Annotated in this window: 21 protein-coding genes and 2 pseudogenes; 8 read left to right on the top strand and 15 right to left on the bottom strand. The window is 74.1% G+C overall.

All coding sequences use genetic code 11. The annotated features are described in order from the left end of the window. The first annotated feature begins 78 nt into the window (after positions 1-78). Positions 79-726 (top strand): HAD family hydrolase, encoded by a 648-nt coding sequence (locus C7M71_RS12775; RefSeq protein WP_111494627.1) that lies wholly within the window; start codon positions 79-81, stop codon positions 724-726. A gap of 95 nt (positions 727-821) precedes the next feature. Here the strand turns inward: C7M71_RS12775 and C7M71_RS33205 are convergent. From C7M71_RS33205 to C7M71_RS12760, 3 genes and pseudogenes are all read right to left on the bottom strand, one after another. Then, positions 822-1,286, bottom strand: a pseudogene (locus tag C7M71_RS33205) (nSTAND1 domain-containing NTPase); the annotation flags it as partial. A gap of 17 nt (positions 1,287-1,303) precedes the next feature. Beyond that, a complete protein-coding gene (locus C7M71_RS12765) occupies positions 1,304-1,726 on the bottom strand; it encodes a hypothetical protein (protein WP_111494623.1) in 423 nt (140 codons plus the stop codon). Positions 1,727-1,842: 116 nt separating this feature from the next. After that, on the bottom strand, positions 1,843-2,073 hold the full coding sequence (locus C7M71_RS12760; RefSeq protein ID WP_111494621.1) for a hypothetical protein: 231 nt from the start codon (positions 2,071-2,073) through the stop codon (positions 1,843-1,845). A gap of 321 nt (positions 2,074-2,394) precedes the next feature. Between C7M71_RS12760 and C7M71_RS32890 the strand changes: the two genes are divergently transcribed. Next, on the top strand, positions 2,395-2,778 hold the full coding sequence (locus C7M71_RS32890) for a cold-shock protein (RefSeq protein ID WP_111494619.1): 384 nt from the start codon (positions 2,395-2,397) through the stop codon (positions 2,776-2,778). Between the two features lie 66 nt (positions 2,779-2,844). On the opposite strand, the gene C7M71_RS12750 is transcribed toward C7M71_RS32890, so the two are convergent. From C7M71_RS12750 to C7M71_RS12735, 4 genes are read right to left on the bottom strand one after another with little or no spacing between them, the layout of a single operon-like run. Further along, positions 2,845-3,747: a menaquinone biosynthesis family protein gene (locus tag C7M71_RS12750; RefSeq protein ID WP_111494617.1), complete on the bottom strand. Its 903-nt coding sequence runs from the start codon at positions 3,745-3,747 to the stop codon at positions 2,845-2,847. Continuing rightward, the gene (locus C7M71_RS12745; protein ID WP_114914347.1) at positions 3,744-4,535 is read right to left on the bottom strand and encodes a futalosine hydrolase; all 792 of its coding nucleotides are present in this window, start codon (positions 4,533-4,535) and stop codon (positions 3,744-3,746) included. The genes C7M71_RS12750 and C7M71_RS12745 overlap by 4 nt, the downstream gene beginning before the upstream one ends. Before the next feature lie 17 nt (positions 4,536-4,552). Next, positions 4,553-5,074, bottom strand: a complete 522-nt coding sequence (locus C7M71_RS12740) for a hypothetical protein (protein WP_111494631.1) — start codon at positions 5,072-5,074, stop codon at positions 4,553-4,555. Positions 5,075-5,101: 27 nt separating this feature from the next. After that, a complete protein-coding gene (locus C7M71_RS12735; RefSeq protein WP_111494633.1) occupies positions 5,102-6,475 on the bottom strand; it encodes an MFS transporter in 1,374 nt (457 codons plus the stop codon). Positions 6,476-6,936: 461 nt separating this feature from the next. Between C7M71_RS12735 and C7M71_RS12730 the strand changes: the two genes are divergently transcribed. The 3 genes from C7M71_RS12730 to C7M71_RS12720 all read left to right on the top strand — a co-directional run bounded on the left by C7M71_RS12730 (position 6,937) and on the right by C7M71_RS12720 (position 12,661). Then, a complete protein-coding gene (locus tag C7M71_RS12730; RefSeq protein WP_111494635.1) occupies positions 6,937-7,845 on the top strand; it encodes a DUF3027 domain-containing protein in 909 nt (302 codons plus the stop codon). 148 nt (positions 7,846-7,993) lie between these two features. Next, on the top strand, positions 7,994-9,094 hold the full coding sequence (locus tag C7M71_RS12725) for a calcium:proton antiporter (RefSeq protein ID WP_111494637.1): 1,101 nt from the start codon (positions 7,994-7,996) through the stop codon (positions 9,092-9,094). 174 nt (positions 9,095-9,268) lie between these two features. Further along, a complete protein-coding gene (locus tag C7M71_RS12720) occupies positions 9,269-12,661 on the top strand; it encodes a sacsin N-terminal ATP-binding-like domain-containing protein (protein WP_114914346.1) in 3,393 nt (1,130 codons plus the stop codon). 19 nt (positions 12,662-12,680) lie between these two features. Here the strand turns inward: C7M71_RS12720 and C7M71_RS12715 are convergent. From C7M71_RS12715 to C7M71_RS12700, 4 genes and pseudogenes are all read right to left on the bottom strand, one after another. Then, positions 12,681-12,806: pseudogene (locus tag C7M71_RS12715) on the bottom strand (VapC toxin family PIN domain ribonuclease); the annotation flags it as partial. A gap of 90 nt (positions 12,807-12,896) precedes the next feature. After that, a complete protein-coding gene (locus C7M71_RS32590) occupies positions 12,897-17,453 on the bottom strand; it encodes a caspase, EACC1-associated type (protein WP_114914345.1) in 4,557 nt (1,518 codons plus the stop codon). Further along, positions 17,453-17,860 carry an effector-associated constant component EACC1 gene (locus C7M71_RS12705; RefSeq protein ID WP_111493535.1) on the bottom strand — a complete coding sequence of 136 codons (408 nt, stop codon included), beginning with the start codon at positions 17,858-17,860 and terminating at the stop codon, positions 17,453-17,455. The genes C7M71_RS32590 and C7M71_RS12705 overlap by 1 nt, the downstream gene beginning before the upstream one ends. Before the next feature lie 101 nt (positions 17,861-17,961). Continuing rightward, on the bottom strand, positions 17,962-18,525 hold the full coding sequence (locus tag C7M71_RS12700) for a CGNR zinc finger domain-containing protein (protein WP_229758690.1): 564 nt from the start codon (positions 18,523-18,525) through the stop codon (positions 17,962-17,964). Between the two features lie 95 nt (positions 18,526-18,620). On the opposite strand from C7M71_RS12700, the gene C7M71_RS12695 reads away from it, so the two are divergent. The 3 genes from C7M71_RS12695 to C7M71_RS31700 all read left to right on the top strand — a co-directional run bounded on the left by C7M71_RS12695 (position 18,621) and on the right by C7M71_RS31700 (position 20,197). Next, a complete protein-coding gene (locus tag C7M71_RS12695) occupies positions 18,621-18,998 on the top strand; it encodes a VOC family protein (protein ID WP_111490871.1) in 378 nt (125 codons plus the stop codon). A 142-nt stretch (positions 18,999-19,140) separates the two neighbouring features. Continuing rightward, positions 19,141-20,106, top strand: a complete 966-nt coding sequence (locus C7M71_RS12690) for a helix-turn-helix domain-containing protein (protein WP_407675982.1) — start codon at positions 19,141-19,143, stop codon at positions 20,104-20,106. Next, positions 20,063-20,197, top strand: a complete 135-nt coding sequence (locus C7M71_RS31700; RefSeq protein ID WP_229758689.1) for a DUF397 domain-containing protein — start codon at positions 20,063-20,065, stop codon at positions 20,195-20,197. Before C7M71_RS12690 ends, C7M71_RS31700 begins: the two co-directional genes overlap by 44 nt. A gap of 339 nt (positions 20,198-20,536) precedes the next feature. Here the strand turns inward: C7M71_RS31700 and hemC are convergent, their stop codons facing one another. The 4 genes from hemC to C7M71_RS12660 all read right to left on the bottom strand — a co-directional run bounded on the left by hemC (position 20,537) and on the right by C7M71_RS12660 (position 22,902). Further along, on the bottom strand, positions 20,537-21,505 hold the full coding sequence (hemC, locus tag C7M71_RS12675) for a hydroxymethylbilane synthase (RefSeq protein WP_229758688.1): 969 nt from the start codon (positions 21,503-21,505) through the stop codon (positions 20,537-20,539). Then, positions 21,505-21,714, bottom strand: a complete 210-nt coding sequence (locus C7M71_RS12670) for an NUDIX hydrolase (RefSeq protein WP_111490874.1) — start codon at positions 21,712-21,714, stop codon at positions 21,505-21,507. The genes hemC and C7M71_RS12670 overlap by 1 nt, the downstream gene beginning before the upstream one ends. 48 nt (positions 21,715-21,762) lie before the next feature. Further along, the gene (locus tag C7M71_RS31695) at positions 21,763-21,960 is read right to left on the bottom strand and encodes a hypothetical protein (RefSeq protein ID WP_111490875.1); all 198 of its coding nucleotides are present in this window, start codon (positions 21,958-21,960) and stop codon (positions 21,763-21,765) included. 69 nt (positions 21,961-22,029) lie between these two features. After that, a complete protein-coding gene (locus C7M71_RS12660; RefSeq protein WP_111490876.1) occupies positions 22,030-22,902 on the bottom strand; it encodes a helix-turn-helix domain-containing protein in 873 nt (290 codons plus the stop codon). Between the last annotated feature and the right edge of the window lie 17 nt (positions 22,903-22,919).

Raw genomic sequence — 22,919 nt, 5'->3', positions numbered from 1 at the left:
AGTCGCAGTCCGGAGGCCGCACAAGTCCGCCGGAAGCCGGAACCGGGACCGCCGAATCGGGGCCTTAGGGTGGGGGCCATGGCAGCTCTGACGCCCGGCGCTCCGCTGACGGTCGGCTTCGACCTCGATATGACCCTGCTCGACACCCGGCCCGGCATCAAGGCCACCTATGACGCCATCGCGGCGGAGACCGGGGTCTGGATCGACAGCGCCCTGATCGTCACCCGGCTCGGCCCGCCGCTGGAGGCGGAGCTGGTGAACTGGTTCCCCGAGGAGCGGGTCGACGAGGTCGCCGACCGCTACCGGGAGCTGTATGTGCACATCGCGGTGCCCGCCTGCGTCCCGCTGCCCGGCGCCCGGGAGGCCGTGGCGGCGGTGCGCGGACACGGCGGCCGGGTGGTCGTGGTCACCGGCAAGCACGGCCCCAACGCCCGGCTCCATCTGGACCACGTCGGCATCGCGGTGGACGCCCTGATCGGGTCCGTCTGGGCGCAGCAGAAGGGCGACGCACTGCGCGGCGAGGGCGCCTCGGTGTACGTCGGCGACCACCTCGGCGACATCACCGGCGCCCGCGCCGCCGACGCCCTGGCGGTGGCGGTGGCCACCGGCCCGTACGGGGTGCGGGCCCTGCGCGAGGCGGGCGCCGACGCGGTGCTGCCCGACCTCACCGCCTTCCCCGACTGGCTGGCCGGCCACCTCGCATCCGCGCCGTCCCCGGTCGGCTGATCCGCCCTCCGGGTCGGCTGATCCGCCCCCCGGGTCAGGGGCAGCCGAGCCGCACCGGCAGTCCCGGCGTCGGCCGGCGGAACGCCGAGGTCGCGCAGCAGCAGCTCCTCCAGGCCCGGCTCCAGCTCCAGGCCGACGGACCGGGCGGGCAGCCGGATGGCGTCCAGCAGCTCGTCGCGCGACATCGGCCCGACGAAGACCTGATGCCCCTGGAGGGCGGTGCGCAGCAGCGGGTGGTCGGCGCAGCGGGCGTAGAAGTCGGCGCGCAGGCCGTAGACCGGCAGCGCGATCGGTTCCGCACCGCCGGGCCCCGGGGTGGAGAGCAGTTCCAGCAGGTCCAGGAAGCGGAGCCGTTCGGCGGCCTCCTCGCAGAGCGTGAAGAGCTCTTCCAGCTGGTCCACGATGAGCACGATGCGCCAGGAGTCCGCCCCGGCGAACCGTGGCGCCAGGGCGGTACGGAGCGCGTCGGCGACCCGCTGCGGCTCGCTGCGCAGCGCCTCCTCCACCCGGTCCGCCGGTTCGCCGGTCAGCGTCGCCAGCCGGGCGGCGAGGGCGGCCACCGGGTGGGCGGTCGGGGTCACTGCCCGGTCACATGCAGGTCGCGCCCCGCCTGGTAGACCCGCGACCCATGGGATGCCTTGGCGTCCTGCCGTACCGTCCCGGGCGTGCCGTCGCCCGACGGCGGCTCGGCGGCGAACTCCGCCACGATCCGCCGCATCTCGTCGGCCAGCTGCGGATCGGCCGCCAGCAGCCGCCGCAGTCGGCTTTGCCACTCCTCGACCAGTGCCTGCTCCGCCTGCTCGTCGCCGGAGGCGCGGGCGGCCAGCACCTCGGCCCGGGCCTCGGTGAGCTCGGCCTCCACGGTCTCGGCCCGCTGCGGGTGCACCCGGCGCCAGAGCGACCCCATCGCATGCCGCGCCTGCTCCCAGGCGTCCGTCGCCAGCAGCCCGACCACCGTCGTCGCCGCCGTGGAAGACAGCGCCATCAACTCGGCGTCCATCCGGCCCCCTCAGGTCCCCTCGGCCAGGTCCCCTCGGTCCTCACCGTGCCGCCTACCGTAGAGCAGAAGCGGCCGGTCGCAGGGGCGAATTCCGGCAGCCGCCCGCCCGGGGCGGGTCAGCCGGCGGTGTGCCGGTGCTGGGCGCGGGCCGAGCGCAGCAGCCCGGTCAGGGCCAGCAGAAAGCCCACCGGCATCAGCATGCTGACCCAGTACGCGGCGGTCGGCAGCCGGGTGAGGTCCAGGAAGAGCGGGACGAAGGTGGCGATGGTGGCCACGGCGCCGACGATGAAGACGACGGTGCCGGCACGGACGAGTGCGTCGCCGGGGTGGCGGGTTTCGGTGCTCACCCCACCAGGGTATGCACGTCACGCACGGGGTCGATCCGGACCCCGGCGTCCGGACCGGGGGGTGCGTCCCATGAGCAGCGTGTCACCGCCGCCCGGGCGTGCCCGGAGCGCCAGATCTGCGGGGCGCCGAGGTCCGGGCGGAGCAGGCGGTGCGCGCACCGCACGGTCGCCCGAGGCGCGGCCCGTTAACCTTGCGACTGCCTGCTAGCTTCACGCAGGCCAGCCTGTACCGCGCCGCCCCGACCGGGCGCGGGCGCCCATCCACCCGCCAGCGGTCGTCGGACACCCCGACATCCCTCACACACCAGGACGAGGTCTTCCGTGCCTACCGGCAAGGTCAAGTGGTTCAACAGCGAGAAGGGCTTCGGCTTCCTCTCCCGCGACGACGGCGGTGACGTCTTCGTGCACTCCAAGGCGCTGCCCGACGGCGTGACCACGCTCAAGCCGGGGCAGCGCGTGGAGTTCGGCGTGGTGGCGGGCCACCGGGGGGACCAGGCGCTGTCGGTGGCCCTGCTGGACACCCCGCCGTCGGTCGCCGCGGCGCAGCGGCGCAAGCCGGACGAGATGGCGCCGATCGTGCAGGATCTGATCTCCACCCTGGACGCGGTGCTGCCCGGCCTTCAGCACGGCCGCTACCCGAACAAGCCGGCCGGGCAGAAGCTGGCCACCCTGCTGCGGGCGGTGGCGGACCAGTTCGACGTCTGACGGCCCGGCGCCGCCTCCCCGGCCAGGGAGACGGCGCCGCACTGTCAGCCGGGTACTGACGGTGCGTCAGGCAGGGAAGGCCAGCGCGTCCGGGGTGACGGCCGGGACCAGGCCCTCGGCGGCGGCCCGGGTGAGCAGCCCGCGTACGGCGGCGTAGCCGTCCTCGCCCAGGTCGGCGGTGAACTCGTTGACATAGAGCCCGATGTGCTGGTCGGCGACGGCCGGGTCCATCTCCTGGGCATGCGCCAGTACGTACTCCCGGGAGGCGGCCGGGTCGTCCCAGGCCGCCCGCACCGAGGCCCGTACGGTGTCGGCCAGGGCCAGCAGCCGGTCGCGGCCCAGCGAGCGCCGGGCCACGATCGCGCCCAGCGGGATCGGCAGGCCGGTGTCGGCCTCCCATGCCTCGCCCATGTCGGCGAGGCGGCGCAGGCCGTACTGCCCATAGGTGAAGCGGGCCTCATGGATCACCAGACCGGCGTCGACCGCGCCGTCCCGCACCGCCGGCATGATCTCGTGGAACGGCAGCACCCGGACCTCGCCCAGCCCGCCGGGGACCGCCTTGGCCGCCCAGAGGCGGAAGAGCAGATAGGCGGTGGACCGCTCGCTCGGCACCGCGACCACCTTGCCGGCCAGCGCCGCCGGGTCGTCCGGCGCGTCCGGACCGGTGAGCACCAGCGGGCCGCAGCCACGGCCCAGCGCACCGCCGCAGGGCAGCAGGGCGTACCGGTCGAGCACCCAGGGCAGGGCGGCGTAGGAGATCTTGAGCACATCCAGCGCGCCGCGCTCGGCCAGCCCATTGGTGATGTCGATGTCGGCGAAGGTCACCTCGGGCGCGGTCGCGCCGGGTACCAGGCCGTGCGCCCAGGCATGGAAGACAAAGGTGTCATTGGGGCAGGGCGAGTAGGCGACCGAGAGTCGGTCGGCCGGACCGGCGGGCCCCGCCTCCGGGAACGGCGTCTGCTCGGTCATGGTCGGCCTCTCTCCTGCGCGGCGGCGTCGATCAGTTCCCGGTACGGCAGCGCGGCGAACACCCGCTCCAGCGCCGCCAGCGCCTCGCCGATCCGCCAGGCGGCGCGGTCGCGCGGGCCCACCGGGTTGGACACCGTGCGCAGTTCCAGCAGCGGCAGCCCGTGCCGGGCCGCCGCCTCCGCCACCCCGAACCCCTCCATCGCCTCGGCCACCGCGCCCGCGTGCCGCCCCGCCAGCTCGGCGGTGCGGTCGGCGGTGCCGGTGACCGTGGAGACGGTCAGCACCGGCCCCACGGCGGTGTCGATCCCGGCGGCGCGCAGCGCCCCGGCGGCCAGCGCCACGGCGGCGGGCGGCGGGGTGTGCCGTACGGTGCCGAAGCCCAGCTCGGTGACGTCGCTGAACCCCTCGGCCGTGGTGGCGCCCAGGTCGGCCGCCAGTACGGCGTCGGCCACCACCGCCGAGCCGACCGGCGCGGCCGGGGCGAAGCCGCCCGCGATCCCGGCCGAGACGACCAGGTCATAGCGGGCTCCGCAGCAGGCGGTGGCGGTGGCGGCAGCGGCGGCGGCCGGGCCGACGCCGCCCGCGACGACCTCGACCTCCACCTCGGCGGCGGGCGACTCCGGGCGGGCCGTCACCCAGTGCAGGGCGGGCGTCCGGTGCGGCCGGTGGCCGCCGCGCGGGTCGGCGCCGCGCAGCACCGCCTCGGCCTCCGCCGCCACGGCGGTGACGACGAGCAGCCGGGCCACTGCCGGGCCCGGCTGTCCACTGCTGTGCGGCGTCTCGCTCATGGTGGAGCGGAGGCCGCTCAGATGTCCGTGTTCTTCAGGGTGAAGTACCAGACGCCGAAGATGTCGCCGCTCCTGGTGTCCGCCTCGACGACCGTGACCAGCGTCTTCTCGGTGGACTTCAGCACATTGGCGGCGGGGATGGCGCCGGAGAAGGTGCTGCCCTTGCGGGCGCTGGCGAGCGTCGCCTGACCCTGGGTGCCGCCGTCGGTGAAGGCGAACCAGCCCTTGTCCGCGATGACGGGGTCCACGCCCACGCCGACCCGGTCGCTGGTGTTCATCTCCAGGGTCGGCAGCTTGCCGTCCTTCTCCAGCTTGGCGGCCTTGGCCTGGCAGTCGCCCTGGGCCTTGGCGTCCAGCGGCTTGCCGTCGTTCCAGCAGGTCGGCTCGGAGTGGACGGAGCCGGTCCCCGCGACCAGGGTGACCAGGCGGTTCTGCGGCTTGTCCTGGCTGGACGCGTGGGCGACGGAGAAACCCACCGTGCCGGCGCCGATCACGACGACGGCGCCGAGGGCGGCAATGGCGCGGCTGTTGAGGCTCATGGCACTGAGGCTACCGGTCATCCCTCGTCACGCCGCGCGGGGGTGCGGTGTGCCGCCGCGATCACGTCCGAAGAGGCTCCACACGGTGAACCCCAGGGTCACCGCCATGATCCCGGCCGCGATGCCGAACCCCAGCACGCCATTGAGCGGCAGCACGATGCCCAGGCCGCCGCCCGCCACCCAGCAGAGCTGCATCAGCGTCTCGGAACGGGCGAACGCCGACGTCCGCACCTCCTCCGGCACATCCCGCTGGATCAGCGCGTCCAGCGCCAGCTTGCCCAGCGACTGGGCGATCCCGGCGGACGCCGCCACCAGGGTCACGGTCAGCACCCCGTACCAGAGCGCCCCGCAGGCGGTCGCCGCCACCGCCAGCGCCACCATCGCGGTCACCGTCGCCTCCGGACCCCGGGTGCGCAGCCAGGAGCCCAGCACCGAGCCCAGCGCATTGCCGATCCCGGCCGCCACCGCGACCAGGCCCAGTGCCACGCCCGGGTGCAGCCCGCCCACCGAGTCGGCCCGCAGCAGAAAGGCCAGGAACATGGTGAGGAACCCGGAGAGGCCGCGCAGCCCCGCCACGGCGCGCAGCGCCAGCAGCACCGACGGGCCCACCGAGCGGAGCGGCCGCTCCCGCAGCCGCTCCTCGCGTTCGGACGCCGCTTCGCCGACGGGCGCCGCCTGGTCGGTGATCGCCTCCTGCGGACCGGCCGCGTCCTCCTTGACCAGCAGCGCCCGCTTCTCGCCCTGCGCCGAGTCCACCGTCGGCGGCAGTGCGAAGGCCAGCAGCGTCCCCGCGACAAAGACCAGGAACGCGCCGCGCAGCGGCCAACCCGGCCCCAGCAGATGCAGCAGCCCGCCGACCACCGCCGCCACCCCGGTGGCGATCAGCCCGGCCAGCGTGACCCGCGAGTTGGCCTTCACCAGCGTCACCTGATGGGGCAGCAGCCGGGGCACGACCACGCTGCGGACCACCCCGTACGCCTTGGAGGCGACCAGCACCCCCAGCGCCTCCGGGTAGAGCGCGATCCCGCCCCCGCTGATCACCCCGGCCATGGTCCACGCCAGCACCGCCCGGGCCAGCATCGACACCGCCATCGCCGCCCGCCGGCCGTGCGGCAGCCGGTCAAGAAGCGGGCCGATCACCGGCGCCAGCAGCGCGAACGGCGCCATGGTGATCAGCAGGTACAGCGCCACCCGGCCGCGCGCCTCACCGGTCGGCACCGAGAAGAAGATGGTGGAGGCCAGCGCGATCGTGATCAGCATGTCGCCGAACGAGTTGACCGCATGCAGTTCGATCAGCTTCGCCAGCCCGGACTCGCCCGCGCCCTCGGCCGAGGTCGCCCGGCGGATCCGCCGCCCGGTGCCGTTCACCACCCGGCCGGTGCCCCTGCCGAACGCCGACATCCCGGAGCGCACCGCGCTCCGGGCACGGCGCAGGCGGGAGGTGCGGCGGGCAGGGGGGACGGCCCCGTCCGGTCCCTCCCGCTCCGAGGGCGGCGACCCGGGGTCCTGCGGATCGTGATCGTGCAGAGCGTGCTGCGACGATGTTTCGTCGGCCACGCCGCCATCCTGCCCGACAACCCCGCTCCGCACGCCGGTTCCGCACCTTATCGACCGGTGTCGCCCTGGGCGGGCTGTCCCCCGGGCACGACCGGCCGGTAGCGTGCCCCTCGCACACCCATCGCGGCGGACGACGCCGCTGTCGGGTGCGGGCGGGGCACGGGTGACCGGTTCGTCCCGCAGAATAGGAATCACGGCGGCCGTCGCCCTCGGCCGGGCCGTCACATCCTCCGTCGCCCCCGCACGCGGGTCAGCGGCGGACCAGGGAACGGATTGGGAGAGAATCGATTCTCGTGAGTGCTGCGATGCGAAGCCGTACCCCTGACCGGCTCTGTGCCGAGGCCGTCGAGATCGCCCGGGCCGCCGCGGTCGACGCGGCCGGTGCGGACGCGGTCGGCGAGTACATCGGCGCGGAGGCCGACGGGGACCGCGTCGTCACGCACTCCTTCGCCTGCCGCGAGCCCGCCTACCGGGGCTGGCGCTGGGCCGTCACGGTCACCCGCGCCTCGCGCAGCAAGCTGGTGACCCTGGACGAGACCGTGCTGCTCCCCGGCCCCGACGCGGTGCTCGCACCGGAGTGGGTGCCCTGGAGCGAGCGCCTGCTCCCCGGCGACCTCGGCCCCGGCGACCTGCTGCCGACCGCCGCCGACGACGTACGGCTGGAGGCCGGCTGGAGCGGCGAGGACGAGGTGCCGCCGAACTCCGCGCTGGCGGAGGGCGGTTCCGCCGCCACCTTCGTCCCCGGCGAGGACGTGGAGGTCTCCGACCGCTCCGCCGACATCCAGCCCGCCCCCGACCGGGGCGCCATCGCCGCCGTCGCCCGGGAGCTCGGCCTCACCCGGCCCCGGGTCCTCTCCCGGCTGGGGCTGCACCTCGGCGCGGACCGCTGGGAGAAGTCCCACGGCGCCCACACCCCCATGGCCCAGGCGGCCCCCGCCTCCTGTACCACCTGCGGCTTCCTGATCCCCATCGGCGGCTCGCTGGGGCAGGCATTCGGCATCTGCGGCAATGAGTTCAGCCCGGCGGACGGCCGGGTGGTGTCGCTCGCCTTCGGCTGCGGCGGCCACTCCGAGGCGGCGGTCATGCCCACCCCGCCCAAGCCCGCCGAGCCGATCCTGGACGAGCTGGCCGTCGAGCCCATGCCGCTCCACCCCGACCGCACCGGCGGCTCGGTGGAACCCGAGGGCCCGGCCGAGGAGCTCGGCCACTCCTGAGGCCTTGACGGCCCTCACGGCCCTGACGGTCTGGCGATCCTGACGGCCCGTCATCCCGCTGACCCGGTCGCCCGGACGGACACCCGTCCGGGCGACCGGGGCGTGCCGTGGCCAAGCGTCGCGGGGCGAATCTGCCAGGCTCGCCCGCATGGTCGTCCGCACCCGCCTGCCCCGCCCGCACTGGACGGTGGTGGTACCGGCACTGGCGGCCGTACTGCTCATCCTCACCTGGCATCGCGCGCTGCCGGTGCCCGTGGTCGTCCTGGTGGCATGCGCCCTGGTGGGCGCGGTCCTCGCGGCGGTGCACCACGCCGACGTGGTGGCCCACCGGGTCGGTGAGCCCTTTGGATCGCTGGTGCTGGCGGTCGCGGTGACGGTCATCGAGGTGTCGCTGATCGTCACGCTCATGGCGGACGGCGGCCCGGCCAGCGCCGGGCTCGCCCGCGACACGGTCTTCGCCGCCGTCATGATCACCTGCAATGGCATCGTCGGACTGAGCCTGCTGGTCGGCGCCCTGCGGCGGCGGGTCGCGGTCTTCAACCCCGAGGGCACCGGGGCCGCCTTCGCGGCGGTCGCCACCGTGACGACGCTCAGCCTGGTCCTGCCCACCTTCACCACCAGCACCCCCGGCCCCCGCTTCTCCCCGCCCCAGCTGGGCTTCGCGGCCGGCTCCGCGCTCATCCTGTACGGGCTCTTCGTGACCACCCAGACCGTCCGCCACCGGCGCTCCTTCCTACCGATCACCACCGAGGGCCAGGTGATCGACACCGAGGAGCACGCCGAGCCGCCGACCGCCCGCCGGGCCTGGACCAGCCTCGGCCTGCTGCTCCTCTCCCTCGTCGGCGTGGTGGGCCTCGCCAAGACCATCTCCCCCACCATCGAGCGGGGCGTGGCTTCGGTGGGCCTGCCGTCCTCGGCCGTGGGCGTGGTGATCGCCCTGCTGGTCCTGGCCCCCGAGTCGATCGCGGCGGTACGGGCCGCCCTCCGCGACCGCGTGCAGACCAGCCTCAACCTCGGCCTCGGCTCCGCCATGGCCTCCATCGGCCTGACCATCCCCGCCGTCTCGGTGGCCTCCGCCTGGATGTCCGGCCCCCTGCTGCTCGGCCTCGGCGCGACCCACACCGTCCTGCTCGCCCTCACCGTCGCCGTCTCCACCCTCACCGTCATCCCCGGCCGCGCCACCCCCCTCCAAGGCGCCATCCACCTCACCGTCCTCGCCGCCTACCTCGTCCTCGCCATCAGCCCCTGACCCCGCCGGGCCGGGGTCGCGCTGGGGCCCTGCGGTGCGGCTGGAAGCGGCCGATGCCGGAGCATCGCCCGGAACGCGCAAGAATGCCCCTGGACGAAGCGGCAAGGCGCAGCAGAGCAGGGAACCGCTCGGCGGCGCTCACGGAAGGCGGTACGGCCAGTGGAGCCTCGGATCATGGGCAGCACGGCGGAAGGCTCCGGCGCGGACCCGTTCGGGACGGCCGGGCTGCGCCGCCGGGTGCTCGACGCCTGGGCGGCGTCCCCGGCCCGCTTCCGGGAGGACGCCAACGCCGAGGAGGAGCTGGCCCTCGGCGGCTACCGCGACCGCCTGGTGGTCGAGCTGGCGCAGAACGCCGCCGACGCCGCCGTACGCGCCGGTGTCCCCGGGCGGCTGCGGCTGACCCTGCACGACGGCGTCCTCGCCGCCGCCAACACCGGGGTGGCCCTGGACGCCGCCGGGGTGGAGTCGCTCTCCACCCTGCGCGCCTCCTCCAAGCGCGCCGACGACGGCCAGGCCCGGGCCGCCTCCGTGGGCCGCTTCGGCGTGGGCTTCGCCGCCGTGCTGGCCGTCTGCGACGAGCCCGCCGTGCTGGGCGTCCCCGGCGGTGTGCGCTGGTCGCTGGCCGAGGCCCGCGACCTGGCCGGGACCGCCGCCGAAGCGGCCGCCGCCGGCGGCCTCGCCGAGGAGCTGCGCCGCCGCGACGGCCACGTCCCGCTGCTGCGGCTGCCGCTGCCCGCCGAGGGCACCCCGCCCGCCGGGTACGACACGGTCGTGGTGCTGCCGCTGCGCGACGCCGCCGCCGAGGACCTCACCCGCCGCCTGCTGGCCGAGATCGACGACGCGCTGCTGCTCACCCTCACCGGCCTCGCCGAGATCACCGTCGAGGCCGAGGGGACCGTACGCACCCTGACCCGCCGCACCCTGGAGGCCCCCGAGACGGGCGGCCACGGCCCGGCGACCGTGGCGGTCACCGACAGCGCCGCCGCCGAGGAGAGCCGCTGGCAACTGGTCGGCGCCGACGGCCGGATCGACGACGCGCTGCTCGCCGACCGCCCGGTGGAGGAGCGCCGCAGGCCGTACTGGTCGGTCACCTGGGCCGTCCCGGTCGACACCGAGGGCCGCCCGCAGCGCCCCCGCACCGCGCCGGTGGTCCACGCCCCCACCCCCACCGACGAGCCGCTGGGCGTGCCCGCGCTGCTCATCGCCAGCTACCCGCTGGACTCGGCCCGCCGCCATGTCGCCCCCGGCGCGCTCACCGACTTCCTCACCGAGCGCGCCGCCGACGCCTATGCGTCCCTGCTGCGCGACCGGGGCCCCGACCTGTCCTCGCTGGACCTGGTCCCGGGGGCGCTCGGCCAGGGCGCGCTCGACGGCGCCCTGCGGCGGGCGATCCTCGACCGGCTGCCGGAGACGCCCTTCCTGCCCGAGGTGCCGTCGCCCGAGAAGGACGACCTGCCGGAGCCGGAGGTGTACGACCTGGACGAGGGCGGGCCGGAGCGGCCGAGCGGCCCGCGCGCCCTGCGGCCCCGCGAGGCGACCCTGCTGGAGGGCGCCGACAGCTCCGTGGTCGCCGCCGTCGCCGCCGTCATGCCCGGCCTGCTGCCCGCCGGACTGGAGCGGCGGCCCGAACTGCGGGTCCTGGAGGTGCGCCGGGTGCCGCTGGCCGAGGTGGTCGACCAGCTCGGCGGACTGGACCGCGCACCCGACTGGTGGCGCAACCTGTACGGGGCGCTGGCCGGCGCCGACCCGGAGGCCCTGGGCGCGCTCCCGGTGCCCCTCGCCGACGGCCGCACCGTCACCGGGCCGCGCCGGGTGCTGCTGCCCGGCGCCGACTCCGAGTGGGCCGACGCCCCCGCCGACTGGCTGGGCGACGACGGCGACCTGGGAGCCGTGCTGGCGCTGCTGGACCTGCGGCTGGTCCACCCCGACGCCGCCCACACCCTGCTGGAGAAGCTGGGCGCCGCCGTCGCCACCCCCGCCGCCCTCCTGGAGACGCCCGAGGTACGGGCCGCCGTCGCCCGTTCCGTACGGCTCGCCGAGGACGACCCCGACGAGGCCGACGACATCGCCGACGCGGTCCTCGGCCTGGTCAGGGCGGCCGGTGTCGGACCTGGCGACCACCCGTGGCTGGCCCGGCTCTGCCTGGCCGACGACGAGGGCGAGCCGGTGCCCGCCGGGGAGCTGGTGCTGCCCGGCAGCCCGCTGGCCGCCGTGGTCCGGGAGGACGACGCGGCCTTTGTCGACGACGAACTGCTGGAGCGCTGGGGCCCGGCCGTCCTGGAGGCCGCCGGCGTCGCCGGGCGGTTTGTGCTGGCCCGCGCCGAGGACGCCGTTCTCGACCCCGACGACCTGGACCGCCTCGACCCCACCGCCCCCGCCGACCGCGCGGCCGGCGGCGAACCCACCGGCCTGCTGGACGAGGCCCCCGACGGCCTGGCCGAGTGGTGCGAGGACGTCCTGGAGACCCTGCACCGGGACACGGCGGGCGGCCCCGGCGAACCTGTCGTCCCGCCGGTCGCCGCCGAGCTGACCGCCGTCCGCGACCTCGATCTGGTGGACGACGACGCCTGGGGCGAGGCCCTGGCCATGCTCTCCCGGCCGCCGTACCGCAGCGCCGTGGTCGACCCGGTCCGGGTGCTGCTGCCGGACGGCTCCACCGCCGATGTGCCCTCCTACGCCGCCTGGTGGCTGCGCGACCACCCGGTGCTGGACGGCCGCCGCCCCGCCGGGCTGCGCGCGGCCGGCGCCGACCCGCTGCTGCGCGGCCTCTACGAGGAGGCCCGCACCGGCCTGGACGAGCAGTTCCTGCACGCGCTCGGGGTGCGGACCACGCTGACCGCGCTGCTCGCCGAGACCGGCGGCCCCGACGAGGTGCTGGACCGCCTCGCCGACCCCGCCGCCGGGGTGAGCCACCGTCAACTGCACGGCGTGCACACGGCGCTGGCCAGGGTGGCCGCCGACCGCGTCGAGCCCCCCGAGGTGGTACGCGCCCTGCCGCCGCTCGACCCGGAGACCGGCCGCCGCCCCGCCCACACCCTGATCGTGGACATCACCGACGCGGTGATCGCCGATGCCCCCGACCTGGTCCAACTGCTGGACGACTTCCCGGTGCTGCCCGTCGCCCCGGCGCTGGCCCCCGCCCTGGCCGAGCGGCTGCATGTCTCGCTGGCCAGCGAGGTCGCGGGCGGCCGGGTGCTGAGCGAGGGCACCGTACACCGCGTCCCCGCGTTCGTCCGCGAACTGCTGCCGGGCTGCCCGGCCGTGTACGAGGAGCACGACGAACTGCTGGTCGTCGGCCCGGACGGCGCCGAGGCGGCCGTCGACTGGCGCTGGGACACCGGCTCGGAGGCGCCCCAGCCCCCGCACGACCCGGACGCCCCGGAGGAGGACGACGAGTTCGCCGTCCCGCCCGTCCCCGGCGCCCTGCACGCCGCCACCCCCGAAGGGCTCGCCGCCGGCCTGGCCTGGTCGGTGGGCCAGTTCCACCGCCGCTTCGAGGTCCTGGTCGCCCTCACCGAACCCGACCGCGCCTACGAACTCTCCGCCGCCCGCGACTTCGAGGGCTGAGGCTCGCCACTCCGGCGGTTCACAGGCCGTCCGGCAGCACCCGGAATGCCTTGCGGGCGGTCAGCGGCCTGACCGCCCGGAAGTCGCGCCGGTCCAGGGTGAGGACCGCGTCGGTGCGGAACTCCGCAGCCAGCGCGACATTCGCGACCCCGCTCACGCCCCTGCCGCGCGCCCCGCCGCCGGCCGCACCCGGGCCGCCCCCTCGGCGTCGACGGCCGCGCACCAGCGGCGGGCTTCACCGTGGACAGGGTGGTGCATACGGCCTGTCCGGGACGTAGCGCGACCACTCCTCGGGTGTGATCGTGTCGCCGATGCTGGTGCAGAGCAGCTTGACGGCGGCCTCGGGATCGGTGTTCCAGACGGAGACATGGGGGGTGCCGGCGCTGACGAGGAGCGGTGCTCCCTGGCGGCTGTAGGAGATGTCATTGCCCTTGATGCCCGTGGCGAAGTAGGCGAAGGCCGCCCGGAAGACGGGGGTGCTCGGATCGGTGGTGTCCCAGAGTTCGATGTGCTCCGCGGTGAATCCGGTCGTGCTCCTCGACGCGACGAAGGTGTTGCTCACCCAGGCCAGGGTGCGGCCGTCGGGAGCGAAGGCGATGCCGGTACCCGAACCGAGGGTGCGCAGCACGGACACCGGCTCGCCGGTCAGCCGGTCGTGGTCGACCCGCCACAGCCGGGTGGTGTCGGCGTTGTCGGTGACGGCCAGCAGCTTGCCGTCGGAGCGGAACGCGGAGTGCGAGCCGCCGGCTCCCGGGGTCAGCCGGCGGGCGGGCTCCGCGACCGGGTGGCGAGGATCGGAGACCTGCCACAGCAGCAGGGTGTCGGCGGAGTTGCCGACCAGCAGATGGCCGTGCGGGGCGAAGGCGAGTCCGGTGACCTTGCCGGGCATCGCGGCAAGCTGGTGCGGGTGGTGGGGATCGCCGACATCGAAGAGCCGTACCGCCGGTGGCGCTTTCTGCAAGGCGGGGGTGGTGGTGTCGGCAACGGCCAGCACCCGGCCGTCCGGGCTGTAGGCCAGTGCCGACGCACCGTTGGAGAGGTCGTCGATGACGGCCGGCGGTGCGGAGTCGGGGTGGTCGGTGCTGCGCAGCCGGAGGACGGTGCGGCCGTGCTCCTGTTCGCTGGTGACCAGGACCCGGCCATCGGGGCTGAACTCGACCGGTGCACTCCCGAGGCTGCCGCTGCCGGGGAGCGGGGCCAGCTTGCGGTAGGGCGGCCGGGTCAGGTCCCACAGGGCGCCGTCGTCCGCCCCCTGCACCGCCAGCAGCCGCCGTGGGCCGCCGCTGAACCGCGCAGCCGCCCCGAAGCCGCCTGCTGCCTCATAGCTGCTCTCCGCGCCGAGCTGGGGCGGGTTCCTGACGTTCCACAGGTGGACGCCGAGCGCGGTGGCATGGAGCAGCAGCGTGCCGTGCGGAGCGAAGACCGCCGGGCCGCTCCAGGACACCTTCGCGGTGTCTTCCAGGTCGTTGACCCGGGCCAGGTACCTCTGGCCGGTGTCCATCCACAGATACGTATGGCCGTTGCAGGGGGTGGCGATGGTCCGCCCGTCCGGGCTGAAGGCGGCCGACACCGGACCGCCGGGGCAGTACTCCAGCAGTCCGGACGCCGCCGTCGCCAGCGGCACCGGCCGAGCGGGGTCACGCACGTCCCAGAGCCGCAGCCCCTGGCTCTCGCGGTCACCCGGGGTGAGGAGGGCCTTTCCGTCCGGGCGGAACGCCACCCGGTGCAGGGACATGCCGGACAGGTCGTGGCTGATCGGCACAGCGTCCGGCATGGCCACCGCTGTGGGCCGGGACGGGTCGGTGAGGTTCCACAGCCGGATGGTGCCGTCGTCCGCCGTGTCGGCCAGCAGCCTGCCGTCGGGGGAGAAGGCCAGTGAGTCGACGGGGGCGGTCCGACCGGTCAGCTCCCGCGTCTGGCGGACTCGGCTGGGATCGCCGACGTCCCAGACCCGGATGGTGCCGGTGGCCGTGCCGAGGGCGAGCGACCGCCCGTCCGGGTTGAAGGCGATCGAGGCGATGCCCGTCGGTGTGCCGGGAGGCAGCGGGATGGCGTGCGGCCGGTCGGGGTCGGAGACATTCCACAGCCGGACCACCGCCTTGGCCGGGCCGCCGGTGGACGCGGTCGCCGCCAGCAGCCGCCCGTCCGGGCTGAGCGCGACCGCGTGGGCGCCCGGCAGGGCGATCCGGCGCCCCTTGGGTCCGCCGTCGGCGTCCCAGAGCGCGACCTCGGATCCGGTGGTCAGGGCGAGCATGGAGCCGTCGGCGCTCTGCGCGATATCGGCGACGGGGTCGCGGCTGTCGTACACGCCGGGGGTCTCCAGGCCGCTCAGCAGGGGAGCGGTGTTGGCCTGCGGGTCCAATCGGTAGGCGAGAACGCTCAGCTGCTTGGCCAGCCCGGGTTGGTTCTCCCGCAGCCGGTCGGCCTCGGCGGCGACCAGTCGGCCGACCGCCTGATTGCGTTCGGCCGCCGCCCGCCGCTGATAGGCGACCGCGAGGCTGCCGCCGCCGGCCGCCAGCAGGCACAGCACCACCAGGGTGGCCAGCACCGCCGTACGGACCCGGGCAGCGCGCCGCTCCGCGCGCTGGGACTCGTCCAGGAACGCGGCCAGCCGCGGCTCCAGATCAGCGTCGCCGAGACCGGCGTTGCCGGCGCTGGCCCGCGCCGCCGCCAGCCGGCTGCCCCGGTACAGCAGGGAGGGGTCGCGGTCGGCCTGCCGCCAGGTGTCTGCGTCGGCGGCCAACTGCTGGCGGGTACGCAGCCAGTCGCGGTCCGCCTCGATCCACTGGCGCAGCAGCGGCCAGGCACGCAGCAGCGCATCATGGCTGATCCGCACCGAGTCCCGATCCAGCACCAGCAGGCGCGCGTCGGCGAACCGGCGCAGACCGCGCTCCGCCGCCTCCGAGTCGGGCACCGCGTCCAGCAGTGCGGCCCGGTCGGCGGGCCGTGCCGTGTCGGTGAAGTCGTCGCCGATGCGCACCAGGCCGGGCAGCATCCGGCGGATGGCGTTCCGCCCCGCCTCGTCAAGCGCGGCATAGGCCCTGTCGGCGCTGGCGGCGATGGCACCGGTGATGCCCCCGCTGTCCCGGTATCCGGCGACGGTCAGCCGGCTGCCGTCGCCCTGCCGCCAGGTGGCCCACAGGGCATGGGAGAGCAGGGGCAGCGTCCCGGCCTGCTGGCTCGGCTGGTTGACGGCTCCGAGCTCGTGCAGCAGCAGTTCGACCAGACCGTCGTCCAGCCGGAGGCCGACTGCCTCGGCCGGCCGCTCGATCGCCGCTCGCAGCTCGGCGAGCCGCATGGGCGCGGTGAGCACCTGGTGGTCGCGGAGCACGGCGGTCAGCTCGGGAAGGGCCTGGGCCTCGCCGTAGAAGTCGGCGCGTAAGGCCATCACGACCAGCGCGCCCTCTCCCCTGTCCGGCCCGCCCCCCGGCCCGTCCCCCGGCCCTTCGCCCGGCCCGCCCCCCGGCCCGTCGCCCGGCCCTTCGCCCGGCGCGGCGAGGGCGCCCAGCGCGGTCAGGAACGCGGTGCGCTCCGCCGGGCTGCGGCAGGCGGTGAACAACTCCTCCAACTGGTCCACCACCAGCACCAGGCGTTCCCCTGGCCGCCGCTGCCCTGGCCGTCCGTCCAGGAGCGGACCGGCGAGCCGGGCGGCCGAGCCGGGGTCGAGCAGCATCCCGGACGGATCCGGGATGCCGCCCCGGTCCAGCGCGGCGGCCAGGGCCCGCACCGGGTGCTCGCCGGGGCTGAGCACCACCGGGGGCCAGCCGCTCGATCCGGGCAGCTCCGGCGCACCTCGGCGCAGCCTCGCCAGCAGGCCCGCGTGCAGTAGCGAGGTCTTGCCCGCTCCGGACGGCCCGACCAGGATCACCGGGCTGCACGCGGCCAGCGCCCCGGCGGCTGCCGCCGCCAGCTCGCCGACCAGCCGGTCCCGCCCATGGAACAGCTCCGCGTCCGCGGCCGTGAACGACTCCAGTCCCGGGTACGGGCAGCGGTCGGGCACCGGGCGGCCGAGCTCCGCCCCTTCCTCCCCCTGCCGGGTCTGCGCGACGCGGTCGGGGCCCGCCGACCGGTTGGCCGCGATGACCAGGTCACCGGAGCGGTCGCCGGCCTGGCGCCGGGGCAGTGGGCCGCCCTTGGCGTGCAGTACGCGGAACAGGTGGTGGTACACGGCGTCGAGGGTCAGTATCCGCGGCCCGCGTGGATCACCGTTGTCCAGCAGGTTGATCAGCTCGCCGGTGAACGTGGTGTGCGGCGCGTCCTCGGGAGCCAGCGCAAGCTGCTCCGCCGACCCCAGCAGGTACATCCCGTGCGCGGCGGGCAGCGCAAGCGAGGGATGCGGCGCCCGGTCGCCCAGCTTGGCCTTGCCGGAGAAGCAGCAGTCCAGAATGACGACCACGCAGGAGGCGCGGCAGGCGGTCAGCGCCTCCTGCACCGCGGACAGCGGCAGCGCCTGATGGGCCGCGAGCCCCGGGGTGAGCCGGTCGGTGCTCCGGGCCGCGAGGTACAGCTCATCGCCCGGCCCCAGCAGCCCATGGCCGACGTAGTAGAGCAGCAGCGTGGTCTCGGCCCGCCGCGCCTCCTCGGTGATGGCGGTGGCCATCGCCTGGGCATCGGCGGGATCGATGATCGTCCGGACCTGGTCCGGCCTGGCACCGCACCTGGTGATCAGGCGCTCCTCCAGCGCCTTGACCGTCCGCGACGCGGCCGGAACCGAGGTCAGCGTCGGACCCCGGTGCGTGGCCGTGCCGAGCAGCAGGATGCGCACCCCCGGGTCGGCCAGACCCGTGCTCATCACCGGCCGCCGCCGCGACCGTCGCGCTCCTCATCCTCTGCGGGCCCGGCCCGGTGCAGCGCCTCGGCGGCCTGCTCGATGCAGCTCTTCACATCCTCGGCGTTCAGCAGCCTGGTCCGCTTCGCGGACAGCTCTACAGACGTCCCGTCGGCGCGGGTGGCCTTGAGGGTCACCTCGCTGCGCCGGTTCCGTATCCAGGAGACCAGGGCGGTGGCGAGGGCAGTGGCCGCGCCCGGCGCCAGCGCGACCAGTACGGCGTCGAGGGTCGGACCCAAGGTGCCTGACACGGGAGGACCCTCCACCAGGGTGGCCCTGCCGCGCAGTTCATCCACATCGACAAGCCAGGCCAGAAGCGACCGCAGTTCGGCTGCGCTGTTCTCGGCTTCGGCAGTGAGCGTGACATCCATCGACTGGTGACTCCACCTGGTGAACCGGTCGCGCGCCTGGAATGCGGGAAACCACCGTACCGAGAGCCGAAGTCCGCCGCACGGTACTTGCGGCGCATTGCTCACCCCTGCCGCGCGCCCCGCTGCCGGTACGCGCGCATCTTGGCCCGGCTGCCGCAGACGGCCATGCTGCACCAGCGGCTGCGCCCCGCCGGGCTGCGGTCGTAGTAGACCCAGCGGCAGCTCTCCGCCGCGCACGCCTTGAGCCGGGGCCAGCTGCCGTCCGCGACCGCCGCCGCGATGCCCGCCGCCAGGTGCGCCACCACCGCGTCGGCCCCGGCCAGCCCCGCCGCCGGCCGCACCCGGGCGGCCCCCTCGGCGTCGATGGCCAGCACCAGCGGGGCCCGGCTCAGCAGCCGTTCCAGCACGGCCGCCGCCCCGCCGGGCAGATCCACCCCGGTATGGGCCTCGCAGACCGCCCGCAGCGCCTCCCGGAACTCGACGCACGCCGCCCGGTCGGCCTCGCCGAAGCGCAGCCCGCAGAGCCCCTGCTCCTCGGCCCACCGCTCCAGCCCGGCCACGGTGCGCAACTCGTCGTGGTCGGACTCGAAGTCCACGGTGTTCGCCAGCGCCTGCGCCGCCAGCAGCGGCGCGGGGGCGGGGGCGCGTACCCCGGGCTGATTCACGCTTGCGAGGTTACCCGTACTCCGCCATCATGCAGTAACCGTTACCGGCACCAAGCTTGTATCGGTAACACCCCACCCCTCCCGGAGGAGTCCCCATGACCGAGCTCGTCACGCTCCAAGCCGTCGCCCTCGACTGCGAGGACGCGGTGGCCCTGGCCGAGTTCTACGCCGCCCTGCTCGGCGCCAAGGCGAACACCGAGGACCCGGAGTGGACCGAGGTCACCCTCGATTCGGGCCTGGCCCTGGCCTTCCAGCAGGTCGCCGACCACCGCCCGCCCCAGTGGCCCGACCCGGCCCACCCGCAGCAGTTCCACCTCGACTTCCGCGTGCCCGACATCGAGGCGGCCCAGCAGCACGCCCTCTCCCTCGGCGCCACCTTCATCGAGGACCGCCTCCGCCCGGACGGCACCGGCTGGCGCGTCTTCACCGACCCGGCCGGACACCCTTTCTGCCTTTGCGTGTGCAGCTCCTGATGACATTCCCTTCCGTGTGATCAACAACGGATAACGCCAACGTAATTACCCTGCGGACCGTATGCTCGCGACGAGCGGCGCATGCCGCCTGACCAGTGGTTCGGTGTGTGCCAATTCCCCTTGTCACAAAGGTGGTCCGGTCGTGAGTCGACGCAGTACGGGTGATGTGAACGCCGCCGTGATCACATCGGCGGCCGCCTTCGGGGAATTGCTGCGGCTCTGCCGTGAAAGAGCCGGGCTGTCACAGGGCGACCTGGCATCCCGGCTCCACTGCGACCGCTCGCTGGTCTGCCGGATCGAGGCGGGCACGCGCGTGCCCCAGCGGACCTTCGCCAAGACGATCGACCAGCACCTGGGCACGGGCGAGATTTTGCGTGAGCTGTGGCAGCGGATCGACTGGTACCCGGCCGGGGGCATCGAGCACCCCGACTGGTTCCGCCAACGCGCCGCGATGGACGCCGAGGCGACCGTGCTGCGCGAGTACCAGACCCTTGTGATCCCCGGCCTGCTACAGACGGAGGAATACGCTCGCGCGATCTTCGAGATGGGCTCCGGGAACGACATCGACGAACGGGTCCGCGCCCGACTCAGCCGCCAGCAGCGCTTCCTGAACGGCTCCGCCCAGGCGCCGCTCCTCGTCGCCGTACTGGACGAGAGCTGCCTGCGGACCATGGTCGGCGACGCCTCGGTGATGCGGGACCAGTGCGCCCACCTGCTCGACGTGGGCAGACTCCCCAGCGTCTGCATCCAGGTCGCCCCAGCGGATATGCCCGGCCTCGTACGCCCCAAGAGACCCATGTCGCTGATCAGGCTGCCGGACGGGCATGAGTGGGTGTACTCGGAGTCTCTGGAACGCGGGCATCTGAACGACGATCCGGCGGTTATCTCCAAACACGCACAGATCTATGATGTGCTCCGAGCGGACACACTGAATACTCGTCAGTCAGCCGAAATGATCGCTGACGTGATGAAGGGGTACGAGCGGCATGAGCCAGCGGGACCTGAGCGCGGCGACGTGGGTCAAGAGCAGCTACAGCGACAGCGACGGCGGCAACTGCGTCGAGGTGGCCCCCGGATTCACGGGCATCGTCCCCGTCCGCGACAGTAAGGACCCGCACGGTCCCGCGCTGGTCTTCTCCCCCGAGGCGTTCGCCGACTTCGTCTCGGCCGTCGCCGCAGGCGAGTTCCCCGGCGCCTGACCCCGGCCCCAGACGATTCCCCGCCGCCCCGGAACGCAGCTCGCCCGAGGCGGCGGGGCGGGGCCGAGCCGCCCGTCCGGCTCAGATCGGCAGGTCCCAGCCCGGACCGTCCTCTGTACCGATCCACCCTGCTGCCCGGTGGCCGAGAGCCGCCGGCCGCCTGTCAGCGCTGGACCGCCCTCTCGACCCGGTCCCACAGCCGCACCGGTCCGCGCTGCATCACCGTCCAGCCCCCGTCCGGCTTGCGCGCCGTCCGCGCCTGCGAACCCGTGGACACATCCCAGAGCACCTGTTCCGCCCCCGCCCCCGTCCGTTTTCTGTAGCCGGTCGGCGAGTGCGCTAATGCGGGATTCCCTCGATGATGTCCCGGGCGCCTTGGCGCAGCAGGTCGGCGCAGACGCGGGAGCCGAGTACCGCCGGGTCGTTGAGGCTCTCGCCCCAATGGTGGGCGTGGACGAACTTCGACCCGTCGCGCGAGAACACCATGCCGTGCAGGCTGAGTTGCCCGTCCGGCTCTGTGACGCAGAACCCGGCGATCGGGCTGTTGCAGTGGCCGCGCAGACCATGCAGCATGACCCGCTCGGCGGTCACCTCACGCATGGTCCGCTCATGGTTGAGCCGTTCCAGCAGGGCTGCCACCGAGTGATCGTCCCGTCGGCACTGGAGGCCGAGCACACCGGCTCCGACCGCCGGAAGCATCTCCCGCACCCCGAAGCGTTGGCGGGCCCGGTCGGCGAAGCCGAGCCGTTCCAGGCCGGACGCCGCCAGGACCATGGCATCGAGCTTGCCGTCCATTGGCTTTCTGCCGTCGAGCTTGTCCAGCCGGGTACCGACCAGACCTCGGACACGGATCACGTTCACATCCGGGCGCACGCGGAGGATCTGTGCCTTGCGGCGCACCGCGGACGTGGCGACGGCCGCCCCGGGCCGCAGGTTTTCCAGGCTCCGTACCTCCGATCCCTCGGGGACGACCAGGACGTCGTGCACGTCGTCGCGGGGCAGGTAGGCCGCGAAGATCAGACCGGCTGGGAGCGGCACATCCCCGGGCACGTCCTTGACGCAGTGGACGGCCATGTCGACGTCGCCGCGCTGCAACATGGTGTCGATCTGCTTGGTGAACAGGCCCTTGCCGCCCAGGGCGGCCAAGTCGCCCTGCCACACATCCGCCTCGGTGGTGACGGGCACGACCTCCACCCGGAGGTCGGGTTCGAACTTCCGCAGCAGTGCGGCCACCTGCTCGGTCTGGGCGAGGGCCATTGGGGAGCTACGGGTTCCGATGCGCATCACCCGCTCGGGGAAGTCCGTCATCACGTTTCGGTCCTTTCAGGTCGTATCTCACGGTAGGTGGGTCCGCCGGGCGGGTGGAGCGTGCCAGTCACGCGCGCAGCGACGGCCGGGTGCAGCAGGGCCGAGAACTCGGCGCGCACAGCCCAGCGCGCGTCCGCGAGTTCACTCTCCTGCAACCCGATCGAGTGGAATTCGCCGTCGCTGATGACGGGCCCGGCGAAGAGGAACACGAACCGCGCCCGGCCACCGGGGCGCCGACCTCGACGCCACGGCGGTTCTCACGGGTGGCCCTCGGGGTGTCTGGCCATGAGGACGTTGCAGTCCACGACGGTCGTCAGGTCGCCCCCGGCCCGTGCCCGGTCCCGCACGTTCGCCAGTTCTCGGCAACCTGCGCAGCCCGGTACAGGCTCGGGCTCCGAGCCCAGCCTCAGCGGCAGTTCGACCGGGGCACTCGGGTAGGTCTTCGGTTCGCTCATGCCGACCCCTTCACGTCGTCCGTCTGGCGACAACGCTAGGAAGCCCGCTCCTCCCATACCCAGTCAGTTCTACGTTGTTGCAGGCGAACTGGGACCGAGCGCGTCCAGCGCTGCCGCTACCAGCGCCCGCGCGGCGGCTCCATATACGGCCAACTCCCTGAGTTCACCGAACGCCCGGACGTACATGGCTACTTCACTCGGCGCTGTGACGGTCACCTGCGCTGTCAGAAGCTCCACATGCACGCGCTGGTCATCGAAGATGTTGAACGCCTCAAGCGGCCACATCCTCCGCTCCCGCGCGGCGAAGGGGACCAGCCCCAGAGACACGGCGGGCAAGGACATCACCGAAAGAAGATGGCGCAACTGACCGGCCATCGCCTCAGCGTCCCCGATCTGGTACCGCAGCACCGACTCCTCGACCAGCAGGACGAATCGGTGGCCCGCCCGATGCAGCACGTCGGATCGTGCCACGCGGGCGGCCACAGCCTCGGCCGTGTCATCCGGAGTTCTGTGAAACCGACCGATGACCGACAACAGCGCGGAGGCGTAGGCGGGGGTCTGGAGCAGCCCCGGCACGACATGCGATGCGTAGCCGCGATGCAGCTTGGTGCGCTCGTACAGCGGGACGCGGGACTCCTGAAGTCGCCGCAGGCCGGTGCGCTGGAGCCGCTTCCACTCCAGGTACATCGAGTCAGCCGTGCGCGATGCTGCGATGATGTCCGCCACCAAGCCCTCCGCCCCACAGGCGGTGCACCAGGCGTGGATGTCGGCGTCGGACGGAGGTGTGCGCGCGTTCTCGACACGCGACACCTTGGACTTGTGCCAGCCGCAGCGGACAGCCAGCTCCAGGCCCTTCAGCCCGGCGTCAAGGCGCACTTCACGCAGCCTGGCCGCCACGGCCTTGCGCGCGGTCTCGACACTGGGCGAAGGAAAGCTGGGCATGAGTTGGTCAACTGCTG

Source organism: Peterkaempfera bronchialis, from assembly GCF_003258605.2.
Taxonomy (GTDB): Bacteria; Actinomycetota; Actinomycetes; order Streptomycetales; family Streptomycetaceae; genus Peterkaempfera; species Peterkaempfera bronchialis.
Note: the sequence above shows the minus strand (reverse complement) of the source record. Positions and strands in the feature narration are given on the sequence as shown.

Excerpts from the sequence above, each read along its gene's own strand:
- C7M71_RS12695 (WP_111490871.1), top strand. The coding sequence starts at position 18,621 with ATGACCGAGCTCGTCACGCTCCAAGCCGTCGCCCTCGACTGCGAGGAC.
- C7M71_RS12720 (WP_114914346.1), top strand. The coding sequence starts at position 9,269 with ATGGGCAGCACGGCGGAAGGCTCCGGCGCGGACCCGTTCGGGACGGCC.
- C7M71_RS12740 (WP_111494631.1), bottom strand. The coding sequence starts at position 5,074 with ATGAGCCTCAACAGCCGCGCCATTGCCGCCCTCGGCGCCGTCGTCGTG.
- C7M71_RS12765 (WP_111494623.1), bottom strand. The coding sequence starts at position 1,726 with ATGGACGCCGAGTTGATGGCGCTGTCTTCCACGGCGGCGACGACGGTG.
- C7M71_RS12725 (WP_111494637.1), top strand. The coding sequence starts at position 7,994 with ATGGTCGTCCGCACCCGCCTGCCCCGCCCGCACTGGACGGTGGTGGTA.
- C7M71_RS12730 (WP_111494635.1), top strand. The coding sequence starts at position 6,937 with ATGCGAAGCCGTACCCCTGACCGGCTCTGTGCCGAGGCCGTCGAGATC.
- C7M71_RS12735 (WP_111494633.1), bottom strand. The coding sequence starts at position 6,475 with ATGTCGGCGTTCGGCAGGGGCACCGGCCGGGTGGTGAACGGCACCGGG.
- C7M71_RS12775 (WP_111494627.1), top strand. The coding sequence starts at position 79 with ATGGCAGCTCTGACGCCCGGCGCTCCGCTGACGGTCGGCTTCGACCTC.
- C7M71_RS12750 (WP_111494617.1), bottom strand. The coding sequence starts at position 3,747 with ATGACCGAGCAGACGCCGTTCCCGGAGGCGGGGCCCGCCGGTCCGGCC.
- C7M71_RS32590 (WP_114914345.1), bottom strand. The coding sequence starts at position 17,453 with ATGAGCACGGGTCTGGCCGACCCGGGGGTGCGCATCCTGCTGCTCGGC.
- C7M71_RS31695 (WP_111490875.1), bottom strand. The coding sequence starts at position 21,960 with ATGAGCGAACCGAAGACCTACCCGAGTGCCCCGGTCGAACTGCCGCTG.
- C7M71_RS12660 (WP_111490876.1), bottom strand. The coding sequence starts at position 22,902 with ATGCCCAGCTTTCCTTCGCCCAGTGTCGAGACCGCGCGCAAGGCCGTG.
- C7M71_RS12745 (WP_114914347.1), bottom strand. The coding sequence starts at position 4,535 with ATGAGCGAGACGCCGCACAGCAGTGGACAGCCGGGCCCGGCAGTGGCC.
- hemC (WP_229758688.1), bottom strand. The coding sequence starts at position 21,505 with ATGACGGACTTCCCCGAGCGGGTGATGCGCATCGGAACCCGTAGCTCC.
- C7M71_RS12705 (WP_111493535.1), bottom strand. The coding sequence starts at position 17,860 with ATGGATGTCACGCTCACTGCCGAAGCCGAGAACAGCGCAGCCGAACTG.